Here is an 11316-nt window from a genome sequence, read left to right on the forward strand (position 1 = left end):
CGCTGCGAATCAGAACGCCGGTTCCGCGTCCACGGCTTCGGCGCAACGGAGGCACAGCGTCGGGTGTGCGGCGTTCGTGCCGACCTCCGGAAGGATCTTCCAGCAGCGCTCGCACTTGCCCCCTTCGGCGAGGCCGGGCACCACCGCGATGCCGGCCACGTCGGGCAGGACGAATGCCCCCTCAGGGGCCGTGCCCTCCGCCACGGTGATCTGCGAGGTGATGCAGATCTCGGCGAAGTCCACGCCGTCGAGCAGCGCCTTGGTCGCCGCGTCCACGAAGACGGTCGGGTTGGCCTGGAGCGACGAGCCGATCTTCTTGTTGGCCCGCTCCAGCTCCAGCGCGCCGGTGACGGTGCGGCGGACGGTGCGGATGGACTCCCACTTGGCGGCGAGATCGTCGTCGCGCCACTCCGCCGGGATGGCCGGGAAGACGCGCAGATGGACGCTCTCCTCGCTCCACCCCTCGGTGCCGGTCAGGCCCTCGGGACGGGCGAGCCACGCCTCCTCCGCGGTGAAGCAGAGGATCGGGGCCAGCCACGCGGTCAGGGTGGAGAGCAGATGCTCCATCACCGTGCGGACCGAGCGGCGGCGGACCGAGCCCGGCGCGTCGCAGTAGAGGCTGTCCTTGCGGACGTCGAAGTAGAAGGCCGACAGCTCCACGGCGCAGAAATTGTGGATCGCCACCGACAGGTCGTGGAAGTCGTAGGCTTCGATCTTGGCGCGGACCAGCGCGTCCAGCTCCGACAGGCGGTGCAGGACCCAGCGCTCCAGCTCCGGCATCTCGGCGACGGCGATGCGCTCGGCCGGGGTGTAGTCGGCCAGCGCGCCGAGGATGTAGCGCAGCGTGTTGCGCAGGCGGCGGTAATGGTCGGCTTGGTACTTGATGATCTCCGGACCGATGCGCTGGTCCTCGGTGTAGTCGGTGCTGACCACCCAGAGGCGCAGGATGTCGGCGCCGTACTTGTCGCAGACCTCCTGCGGGGCGACCACGTTGCCCAGCGACTTGGACATCTTGCGGCCCTGCTCGTCGAGCGTGAAGCCGTGCGTCAGCACCGCGTCGTAGGGCGCCCGGCCGCGCGTGCCGCAGCTTTCCAGCAGGGAGGAGTGGAACCAGCCGCGGTGCTGGTCGGAGCCTTCAAGGTAGAGCGAGGCCGGCCACTTCAGCTCCGGCCGCTGCTCCAGCACGAAGGCGTGGGTCGAGCCGGACTCGAACCACACGTCGACGATGTCCCTGACCTGCTCGTAATCGTCGGCGCGGTACGCGTTGCCGAGGAAGTCCTGCGCCGGGCGGGCGAACCACGCGTCGGAGCCTTCCTTCTCGAAGATGTCGGCGATGCGGTTGAACACCTCGGCGTCGCGCAGGATCGCGCCGTTGTCCTTACGGACGAACAGGGCGATCGGCACGCCCCAGGCGCGCTGGCGGCTGATGCACCAGTCCGGGCGCTGCTCGATCATCGCGCGGATGCGGTTCTCGCCCTGGGCCGGGAACCACGTCGTGTCGGAGATCGCCTGCAGCGCCGTCTTGCGCAGGTCGTTCGTCTCCATGGAGATGAACCACTGCGGCGTGGTGCGGAAGATCAGCGGGGCCTTCGACCGCCAGCTGTGCGGGTAGCTGTGCTTGATCCGGCCCTTGGCGAGCAACGCCCCGACCTCCTGGAAGGCCTTCAGCACGGCGCCGTTGGCCTCGCCCGGCTTGCCCTCGGCGGTGTAGACGCGCAGGCCGGCGAACAGCGGGACGTGGTCGTAGTAGCGCCCGTCCTCGCCGACCGTCTGCGGCACCTCGATGCCGTTGGCCTGACCCAGGTGGAAGTCGTCCTCGCCGTGGCCGGGTGCTATGTGGACGAAGCCGGTGCCGGCGTCGGTGGTGACGAAGTCGCCGGCCAGCAGCGGCACCTTGAAGTCGTAGCCGCTGCGGGTCAGCGGGTGGTGGCAGTAGCCGCCGGCCAGACGCGAGCCGGGGAAGCGGTGCAGCAGCCGCGCGTCCTTGATCTTGGTTTCCTTGAAGACGCTCTCGGCCAGCGCGGTGGCGATGACCAGCCGCTCGCCGACCTCGGCGAGGCTGCCCTCCTCGACCGCCAGCACCTTGTAGGTCGCGTATTCGATCTCGTCGCCGAAGGCGATGGCGCGGTTGCCCGGCAGGGTCCAGGGCGTGGTCGTCCAGATGACGATGTTGGCGTCGTCGACCTCCGGCGCCGGCGAGCCCCAGATGGCGAAGCGCGCGAAGACGGTGGTCGAGGTGTGGTCGTGGTACTCGATCTCCGCCTCGGCCAGCGCGGTCTTCTCCACCACCGACCACATGACCGGCTTGGCGCCCTTGTAGAGGCCGCCGTTCATGGCGAACTTGTGGATCTCGCGGACGATCTGCGCCTCGGCGGGCAGCGTCATGGTCAGGTACGGGTCGGCCCAGTTGCCCTCGACGCCCAGGCGGCGGAACTCGCCGGCCTGGATGTCCACCCATTTCTGGGCGAACTGGCGGCACTCGGCGCGGAACTGGTTCAGCGGAACCTCGTCCTTGTCCTTGCCCTCGGCGCGGTACTTCTCCTCGATCTTCCACTCGATGGGCAGGCCGTGGCAGTCCCAGCCGGGGACGTAGTTGGAGTCGAAGCCCTGCATCTGGCGCGAGCGGACGATGACGTCCTTCAGCACCTTGTTGACGGCGTGGCCGATGTGGATGTTGCCGTTGGCGTAGGGCGGGCCGTCGTGCAGGACGAACTTCTCGCGGCCCTTCGCCGTCTCGCGCAGCCGCTGGAAGAGGCCCATGTCCTCCCAGCGCTTCAGCAGCTCCGGCTCCTTGGTGGGCAGGCCGCCGCGCATGGGGAAGTCGGTGCGGGGCAGGAAGACGGTGGACTTGTAGTCGCGGGTCATGTCGGGGATATCCTGAACCTGAAGCAGAACCGTCGGGCGGCAGCGGTCAGGCCCCCGACGCACGCACAAACGAGGCGGTCCCGGCCCCCCTCAGGAGGCCGGGTTGGTAATTCGCGCCATACGCGCCATGACCCACGCCGGATGCAGCATCGCGCGGGATATTAGCGGTGTGGGCGGTGCGGTCAAGGCGCGGCGCCTCCGGGTGCGTCAGTCGAAGCTGGCCTTGCCGCCGTGGGCGGCGGACCAGGTGACCGGGTCGTTCAGGAACTTCTCGACCTCCGACAGGGTGTTCTCGTCGAAGTACTGGTTCTCGCGGGCGACCTTCAGCACGTCCCACCAGGTGCACAGCTCGTGCAGGCGGACGCCGATGCGGTCCATGTTGGTCTTCGACTGCGGGAAAATGCCGTAGTGGAAGATCACGAAGCTGTCGGTCACGGTGGCCCCGCCGTTGCGCAGCGCCGTGACGAAGTTCTCCTTGCTCTTGCCGTCGGTGGCGAGGTCCTCGACCAGGATAACCCGCTGCCCCTCGGTCAGCACGCCCTCGATCTGGGCGTTGCGGCCGAAGCCCTTGGGCTTCTTGCGGACATACTGCATGGGCAGCTCCAGCCGCTCGGCGATCCAGGCGGCGAAGGGGATGCCCGCCGTCTCGCCGCCGGCCACCGCGTCGATGCTCTCGTAGCCGATTTCGCGCTCGATGGTCTGGACGGCGAAGTCCATCAGAGCCTTGCGGGCGCGCGGGAAGGACACGATGCGCCGGCAGTCGGTGTAGACCGGGCTCGCCCAGCCGGAGGTGAAGATGAAGGGCGTCTCGGCGTTGAAATGCAGCGCCTTGATTTCCAGCAGGATCTTCGCGGCGGTGGCGGCGATGGTAGCCCGGTCACCATTGGCAGGGGCGGGCAAAGCGGCGGTGGTCATGGCCTAACGGCTCCCAGGGAGGCTCAAACTGCCCCGTGTGTAGCCCCCCGGCGTGCGATTCGCAATGGGGCGGGCTTGCCCTGCGCCGTCACTTCCCCGGCAACGCCAACGCGATGCAGCGGGTCAGCACCGGGTTGCCGGTCATCTCGCGGTAGGCTTGGACGATGGCGGGCTCGGCGGTCTTGCACTGCTCCATCGTCTGGAACTCGATGGTGGTCGGGCCGCCCTGGTTCAGGATGAACAGCAGAAGGATCACGCGGTCCATCGCTCAACCCTCCGTCCGCGGTTCCTTGGCCAGCACGGCGCGGGCGGCGTCGGCGTCCTGGACGATCTGGTCCTTCAGCTCGTTGAAGCTGCCGAACTTGCGCTCCGGCCGCAGGAACTCGATGAGCTGCACGCGCAGATGCTGGCCGTAGAGGTCGCCGTCGAAGTCGAGGATGTGGGTCTCCAGCCGTTCCACCGTTCCGCCCACGGTCGGGCGGCGGCCCAGGTTGGCGACGCCGTTGCGCCAGACCGTGCCGGCCCCCTGGTCGACGCCGGTGCGCACCGCGTAGACGCCGAAAGCGGGGCGCAGATAGTCGGCCAGCTCGACGTTGGCGGTCGGGAAGCCGATGGTGCGACCCTTGTGGTCGCCATGCTCCACGCGCCCCTCGATCTCCCAGGGGGCGCCGAGCAGCCGGGCGGCCTCGCGCGGGTCGCCGGCGATCAGGGCGTCGCGCACGCGGGTGGAGGAGTAGACGCCGTCCGCATCGTCGGCCACCGGCCCGACCTCGGTCACGCCGAAGCCGTGGGCCGCGCCGGCCTGCCGCAGCAGGGCGGGGTCGCCGCCGCGGCCGTGGCCGAACAGGAAGTCGTAGCCGCAGACGACGTGCCGGACGCCGAGCCCGGCCACCAGATCCTCCTGGATGAAGGCGTCGGCGGTCTTGTGCAGGAAGCTCTCGTCGAAATGGCAGACGAACAGCAGGTCGACCCCCAGCGCCTCGATGTGGCGGGCCTTGACGCGGAAGGGCGACAGGCGGAAGGGGGCGTCGTCCGGGCGGAAGACGGAGCGGGGGTGCGGCTCGAAGGTCATCACCGCCGACGGTGCGCCGAGATCGCGGGCGATCCGCTGGGCGGTGGCGATCACCGCCTGATGGCCGCGGTGCACCCCGTCGAAGTTGCCAAGGGCGACGACGGCCCCGCGGGCGTCCTCCGGCAGGTCGGCGGTGTGTCGGAACAATCGCATGCGTCACGCCCTGATGGTCTGCGGGCCGCGGACGGCCCCCGGAAACGATGGCGGCCCGCCGGGGCGGGCCATGCCATGGGCGTCTTATATAGACCGGTGCCGGCGCGTGGTCTACGCACCGGCGACCGGCACATCGTTTCGATCTGTACAGGCTTGCCCGCCTTGAGGGTTTGGCGGGGTCAGCCGCGCGACGGAACCATCAGCAGGGCCTCGCCCTCGATCACCACCGTCTCGCCGACGGTGCAGACCGTGCGGACGACGACGCGGCGCTTCTCCGGGATCACCTCGGTGACGGTGGCGCGGGCGGTCACCGTGTCGCCGGCGCGGACCGGCGCCTTGAAGCGCACGGTCTGGCTCATGTAGATGGCGCCCGGACCCGGCAGCTTGGTGCCGAGAACGGCGGAGATGAAGCTGACGCTCAGCATGCCGTGGGCGATGCGGCCCTGGAACATGGTGCCGCTGGCGTATTCCTGGTTCAGGTGGACCGGGTTGGTGTCGCCGGAGATGCCGGCGAACAGCACGATGTCCGCCTCGGTAACCGTCTTCGCGAAGGACGCCGTCATGCCGACGGTCAAATCCTCGATGCAGTGGCCCTCGTTGTCCTTCAGGACTTGGCGAACATCATCCATACCGCGGTTCCTTTTCATCAAGCACCGGCCGGAAGCGCCGGCCGTGCGGTGCGACAACACGTATGGTGCAATGCGATATATGCACTGCAACCACGTGATGGCAACACGACTCGCCTGAAAAAGTGAAAAAACCGCTAACCTCTTTCGAAAGAGGAGGCAGTCGACGCGCTCCGCCTATTTCCCACCTATTTCCTGGGTCTCGGCGATTTCAGTTCCGTGACAGTAAAAGTACGGGGCGGGCAGTTAATATGTGTACTGACAATTCGTCTTGCTGCGCCGCGGAATGCGCGGCGGCTCGGGGGCTGACGGCTTGACTTCGCGCCGCGGCGGCCAACCGTCACCTTTCATCCCCCCGAACCGCGATGGAACCCGACCCATGCCCCACCGCTTCGCGCTGGTCACCGGCGGCACCTCCGGCATCGGCGCCGGCTTCGCCCGCGCCCTGCCCACCGACACCGGCCTTCTGCTGGCCGCCCGCAACGCCGAGGCCCTCAACACCGCGAAGACGGAGCTGGAGTCCGCCGGGCGCCGGGTCGAGGTGCTGGCCACCGACCTGACCACCGACGCGGGGCGGGACGCGCTGATCCAGAAGGCCGAGACGCTGGAGATCGACCTGCTCATCAACAACGCCGGGTCCGGCGCCTTCGGACCGGTGCTCGACAACAGCCCGGAGGCGGAGCGGACGACGGTGGAGCTGAATGTGGTGGCGACCACGGTGCTGACCCGTGCGCTGCTGCCCGGCATGATCGAACGGGCGGCCCGCGACGGGCGGCGGGCCGGTCTGATCCTGCTGTCGAGCACGGCGGCCTTCCAGCCGATCCCGTTCCTCGGGACCTACTGCGCCAGCAAGAGCTTCGTCCTGGCCTATGGCGAGGCGTTGGCGACGGAGCTGAAGCGCAAGCCGGTGGATGTGCTGGTGCTGTGCCCCGGCGCCACCCGCACCGCCTTCGGCAAGCGGGCGGGCTTCGCCCTGAACGCGCTGCCGGGGGCCGCCGATCCGCTGGACGTGGCGCGGGAAGGGTTGCAGGCGCTGGGGCGCCGCACGGTGCATGTGCATGGCTTCGGCACCCGCAACATGCTGCGCCCCTTCCTGTGGTCGCGCCACGCGGCGTCGGACGGGCTGGGCGCGCTGCTGGCCGCCTTCGACCGGGGGCAGCGCGCCAGTCGGTCGGTCCGCACACCGCGAGAGGGGGCTTAGCGGTCGGACCCCGAACCGCTCTGCCGGTCGGCGGCGGACGAACCCGAGAGGGCGGCGCCGCTGCCCTTCTTCTGCGAGCCGGGCTGTTCCGCCACCTGCGTCTGGTCGGCCTTCTCGGCCTTGGCCTCGACCTTCTCCTTCACGGCCTCGGTCGGCTGTTCGGACGGCTTGGCCTCGACACGGACCGGGGCCACGCCGTCCTCGATCATGTCGAGCTGCTTGGCGGCCTTCTTCGACAGGTCGATGACCCGACCGTCCACATAGGGGCCGCGGTCGTTGATGATGACGTCGATGCTCTTGCCGTTGTCCTGGTTGGTCACGGTGACCTTGCTGCCCAGCGGCAGCTCGCGCGAGGCGGCGGTCGGCTTGTTCTGGTCGAAGCGCTCGCCGCTGGCCGTCTTCTTGCCATGGAACGAGCCGCCGTAGAAGGACGCCTCGCCCTCGTGGACGAGCACCGGCTCGCCTTCGTCCGTGCGCTCCACGGCGATCGGCGGCACCGACGCGTCCTTGGGGCTTTGCGCTTTTGAGGAAGGCTGGGCCTGGGCGGCGGCCATGGGGGACAGGGTCAGGGACAGGGCGCAAAGCGCCATGGACAGTGTACGCACCATGTGCATTCGAATGTACCTCCCAATGGACCTCGACAACACCTGGGGGAGGACGGGGGTTCCACTGGATGGCCGGCGGATGGCCGCCGGACGCTGGACCCGCGCCGTGCGTTGATGCTTCAATCGTCCCGTCAGCGAGGGAGAGCGCAGGAATGGCCGTGAGCGTGGCGGATCTGGGTGTGGAGCCACGGTTCGGCTGGGTGACAATGGCGGACGGGACGCGGCTGCGCACCGCCCATTGGACGGCCACCAAAGTCCCGCCGCGCGGCGCCGCGCTGCTGCTGACCGGCCGGGCGGAGTTCATCGAGAAATACGCCGAGACGGCGGGGGAGATGCTGGCGCGTGGCTTCGAGGTCTTCGCCTTCGACTGGCGCAACCAGGGCCTGTCCGACCGGCCTCTGCCCAACCGGCAGATCCATCACCTGGACAGCTTCGACACGCTGGCCGGCGATCTCCACGAGGTGGTGGAGCAGCTGGTGAGGCCGCGGCAGCGCGGGCCGCTGCTGCTGGTCGCCCACAGCATGGGCGGGCTGGTCGCCCTGATGGCCCTGCTGCGCGACCCGGCCCTGTGCGACGCGGCGGTGCTGACCGCGCCGATGTTCGACATCTTCACCGGCCCGGTGCCGCGCCGCATGGCGGTCTGGCTGGCCGAGCGCCTCTGCGCCCGCGGGCGGGCCGCCGAATACGCCTTCGGCCAGCACGACTACGATCCGGTGGAGGGGCTGTTCACCCCGGTCAACCCGATCACCTCCGACCCCCGCCGCTACGCCACCTACCACGACGCCTTCCGTGACCGGCCCGAGCTGCGGGTGGGCGGGGTCAGCTTCGGCTGGGTGCGGGCGGCCCTGCGCGCCTCCGACCACATCCGCTTCACCGCCCCGCTGGAGCGGGTGACGACTCCCATCCTGCTGCTCAGCGCCCCCGCCGACGCCGTGGTCCGCTCGGAGGCGCACCGGCTGGCCGCCGCCCGGCTGGGCAACGCCGTGCTCAAGGAGCATCCCGACGCCAAGCACGAGCTGCTGATGGAGCGCGACGACGTGCGAGACCGGGTGTGGGCGGATATCGACGCCTTCCTGGCGGCCCTCCATCTGTAAGTCGGGCATCCGTAAGCCGGGCTGTGCTAGGTCCTTGGTATGGGCGCCTGGGTATGGGCGTCCGCGCGCCCACATGAGGGACGCTTTGCGACCGCTTTTCTGTTCAAGGGTCTGCCTTCCATGTCCGATTTCTGGAAAGAGTCCGGTTTCCATCTGCTGACGCGCGACGCCGACGGTTGGCTGACGGTCACGCCGGACTTCCTGCGCGCCTATCTGATGCGGCCGGAGATGCGCCCGCCCGAGGACGCCTGCGAGACCGAGCACACGCTGTTCGCCGGCCTGCTCGACGATCCCGCCCGCCCCGTCCCGCCGGGCATGGTCGAGGCGCTGGCCGACGCGGACGCGCGGGAGAACTGGGCGGTTTGGCTGGGCTTCCGCGACCGGCTGCTCGCCGCCGGCACGGTCGAGGGCTGCTACCTCCGCCTGTTCCGCGAGGGCGCGCGGGGCGTGCCGGGGCTGTTCATCGACCAGATGGCCCACGTGATCCTGCGCAACCTGCTGGACGGCACGCCGTCGGGCCTGCGCGCGCGGGCGGGGGAACTGTTCTTCCGGCCCCAGACGGTGTCGGTGGACGATGGGCGCGTCCGGCTGGCCGACAGCGAGACGGTGGAGATGCTGGCCGCGACCGGCGGCTTCGGCAGCCTGGGGCGGCTGGTGGTGGAGGCCGGGACCGCCCCGCGCTCCGTCGATCTCGACATCCTCGACGAGACCAACCACCCCCACTATTGGGCGCGCGACTCGCGGCACGACACCGTGCTCGATGTGACCTTCGCCGCGGCCGGGCTGGACGCGCTGTGCCGCGTCCTGGAGGGCTGGGTGGCGCATTTCCTGGGGGTGGCGGTGTCGATCCATCCCGTGCAGCGGATCAGCGACGAGCGCTGGGTTTGGCATGTCGGGCTGGACGGGGAGGCCACGGCGATCCTCAACGACCTCTACAACGGAGCGGAGGTGGGGGAGGACCGGCTCGCCCGCATCCTGTCGCTGTTCCGGCTGGAGTTCGCCGATCCCGCGGCCATGCGCGCCGACATCGCCGGGCGGCCCGTGTATCTGGCCCTGGCGATGACCGCCGACCGCAAGCTGCGCCTGAAGCCGCAAAATCTGCTGGTCAACCTGCCGCTGGCCCAGATGAACTGACCGATAATCCTATAACCGTACTTTCGGTGTGACTATCTGCCGCCCCGGCTGCGGGTGGGCGACGGCTTATAAGGATGTTTCCTGAAGGGGGAAACGTCATGCAATTAAACACAACGCAGCCGAAGACGATGAAGCCGAACCTTGCCGACCCGCGCTGGCAGACGATGGAGTGGCAGAACGGCTTCGGAGTCGGGAACGCCGTGATCGACGCCGACCACAAGCGTCTGTTCGAATTGTTCAACGAATTCGTCACCGCGGTGAACGAGTTCCGCGCCGACAGCGAAATCCAGGATGTGCTGGGGGACCTGCTCGACTACACCGACACGCATTTCGACCGGGAAGAGACGCTGATGCGCGAGCACGGCTATCCCGATTACGCCGCCCACAAGGCGCTGCACGACAGCTTCGTCCGCCAGCTGCACGACGTGAACAGCGCTCTGGACGCGGGTGGGGAGAAGGGCGCCTTCGTGCTGGGCTTCCTCGCCAAGTGGCTGTCGGGCCACATCCTGGGCGTCGACATGAAACTGGGCGCCTACCTGCGCGAGCGCGGCGTGGAGGCGTAAAAGGCAAAGCCCCTCCCCCGGGGTGGGAGAGGGGCTTTGCCGCCTGATGGTTACTGCTTGTTCGAACTCGCCGCTGTGCTTCGGGCCGCGGTTCAGCGAAGTCATGCTGTCGTTGTACTGGAACTCCGGCATGTCGCGCACGCTCGCCTGGGTGACGTCGCGCAACGTGATCGGGCCGTTGCCCGGCAGCACGTCGGCCAGCGCGATGTCGGCCGCGATCTCCTTGCCGCCGATGCCGAGGAAGCCGCCGCTCTGGATCACCAGGAGCTGCGCGTTGCCGTCCGGGCCGAGAATGACGTCGGTCACCTTGCCGACCTTCTCGCCGTCCGCCCCGATCACCGTGCGGCTCATCAGATGCTCGACGCTGGCGCCGCCCGTGGCGTTGCCTGTGGGGCCGGCCGGCCGGGCGCTCTGGCCCTGGTCCATGATGACCGAGTTGGGGGCCTGGGAGCTCGGGGCCTGGGTGGAGCCGCCGGTGCCGGTCTGGGCCGCGGCGGCGCCGGTCATCAGCGCCAGGGCGGACAGGGTCGCGATCACCGTCTTGTGCATGGAAGCTCTCCTCGTTGCACGAAACCGACCCTTCCAACCGGGGAAGGCGGGAAAGGTCACGCGGGGAGCCCTGTGACATCCTGCGGCTGATATCGTGCGGCGACTCGGGACGCGCTTTGAGATGCCTCGCCACGGGGCCGGTCCAGCGGGCAAAAGTGGGTCTGCGGGTGTGGGAGCCGGAGAAGGGCGTACCGCCGATTCGCCCCCCGTGGCTCCTGCGGTCGGAGGGGGCCGGCGACCCCGCGAAAGTGACGGATTCCTTACAGAAATCGGGCGCCGGAGGCGTTCGGCGCGGGACTAGATGTGGGGGTGGGGTGATTTTTCCCGGGAACCGCCGGCGGCTTGGTCCGTTGACCTGACGCGCCATATCTAGGAGGTGGCCCCGCGTCAAGCACACAATATCTTGGGCCGGGCCTTGCTTGGTCCAAAGCTTGAGGCTAGGATGCGCACCAACATACAGGGTGTTGCGTTCGTCAGCCAGCGCGAGCTGCGCCGCACGGAGCGCGACACCTTTGTTCGCCAGCCAGAGGGAGCACGAG

The 11316-nt window shown here is 68.9% G+C and carries 10 protein-coding genes and 1 pseudogene; 4 read left to right on the forward strand and 7 right to left on the reverse strand.

What is annotated here, in order from left to right:
• Positions 1–9 precede the first annotated feature (9 nt).
• The 5 genes from ileS to ACWPN5_RS04180 form a co-directional block, all read right to left on the reverse strand.
• The gene (gene ileS, locus ACWPN5_RS04160) at positions 10–2865 is read right to left on the reverse strand and encodes an isoleucine--tRNA ligase (RefSeq protein ID WP_492294412.1); all 2856 of its coding nucleotides are present in this window, start codon (positions 2863–2865) and stop codon (positions 10–12) included.
• 207 nt (positions 2866–3072) lie between these two features.
• Positions 3073–3780 carry an orotate phosphoribosyltransferase gene (locus tag ACWPN5_RS04165; protein WP_200479574.1) on the reverse strand — a complete coding sequence of 236 codons (708 nt, stop codon included), beginning with the start codon at positions 3778–3780 and terminating at the stop codon, positions 3073–3075.
• Between the two features lie 88 nt (positions 3781–3868).
• Positions 3869–4045: a hypothetical protein gene (locus tag ACWPN5_RS04170; protein WP_492294414.1), complete on the reverse strand. Its 177-nt coding sequence runs from the start codon at positions 4043–4045 to the stop codon at positions 3869–3871.
• A 3-nt stretch (positions 4046–4048) separates the two neighbouring features.
• On the reverse strand, positions 4049–5005 hold the full coding sequence (locus ACWPN5_RS04175; RefSeq protein WP_145689013.1) for a bifunctional riboflavin kinase/FAD synthetase: 957 nt from the start codon (positions 5003–5005) through the stop codon (positions 4049–4051).
• 179 nt (positions 5006–5184) lie between these two features.
• The gene (locus ACWPN5_RS04180) at positions 5185–5634 is read right to left on the reverse strand and encodes a MaoC family dehydratase (RefSeq protein ID WP_119509160.1); all 450 of its coding nucleotides are present in this window, start codon (positions 5632–5634) and stop codon (positions 5185–5187) included.
• 376 nt (positions 5635–6010) lie between these two features.
• Between ACWPN5_RS04180 and ACWPN5_RS04185 the strand changes: the two genes are divergently transcribed.
• On the forward strand, positions 6011–6832 hold the full coding sequence (locus ACWPN5_RS04185) for an SDR family NAD(P)-dependent oxidoreductase (RefSeq protein WP_186466165.1): 822 nt from the start codon (positions 6011–6013) through the stop codon (positions 6830–6832).
• Here the strand turns inward: ACWPN5_RS04185 and ACWPN5_RS04190 are convergent.
• Entirely contained in the window at positions 6829–7446 is a 618-nt protein-coding gene (locus ACWPN5_RS04190) for a septal ring lytic transglycosylase RlpA family protein (protein ID WP_145689015.1), read from the reverse strand. The genes ACWPN5_RS04185 and ACWPN5_RS04190 overlap by 4 nt on opposite strands.
• Positions 7447–7589: 143 nt before the next feature.
• Here ACWPN5_RS04190 and ACWPN5_RS04195 point away from each other — a divergent pair, with 143 nt between their 5' ends.
• The 3 genes from ACWPN5_RS04195 to ACWPN5_RS04205 all read left to right on the forward strand — a co-directional run bounded on the left by ACWPN5_RS04195 (position 7590) and on the right by ACWPN5_RS04205 (position 10228).
• Positions 7590–8531, forward strand: coding sequence for an alpha/beta fold hydrolase (locus ACWPN5_RS04195; protein ID WP_145689016.1), 942 nt, complete (start codon positions 7590–7592; stop codon positions 8529–8531).
• A 120-nt stretch (positions 8532–8651) separates the two neighbouring features.
• Entirely contained in the window at positions 8652–9665 is a 1014-nt protein-coding gene (locus ACWPN5_RS04200; protein ID WP_145689017.1) for a DUF6352 family protein, read from the forward strand.
• Between the two features lie 98 nt (positions 9666–9763).
• Entirely contained in the window at positions 9764–10228 is a 465-nt protein-coding gene (locus ACWPN5_RS04205; protein WP_492294418.1) for a bacteriohemerythrin, read from the forward strand.
• Positions 10229–10477: 249 nt separating this feature from the next.
• Here ACWPN5_RS04205 and ACWPN5_RS04210 read toward each other — a convergent pair.
• Positions 10478–10777: pseudogene (locus ACWPN5_RS04210) on the reverse strand (PRC-barrel domain-containing protein); the annotation flags it as partial.
• Positions 10778–11316: the final 539 nt, after the last annotated feature.

Source organism: Azospirillum sp. UENF 211521 (assembly GCF_058780535.1).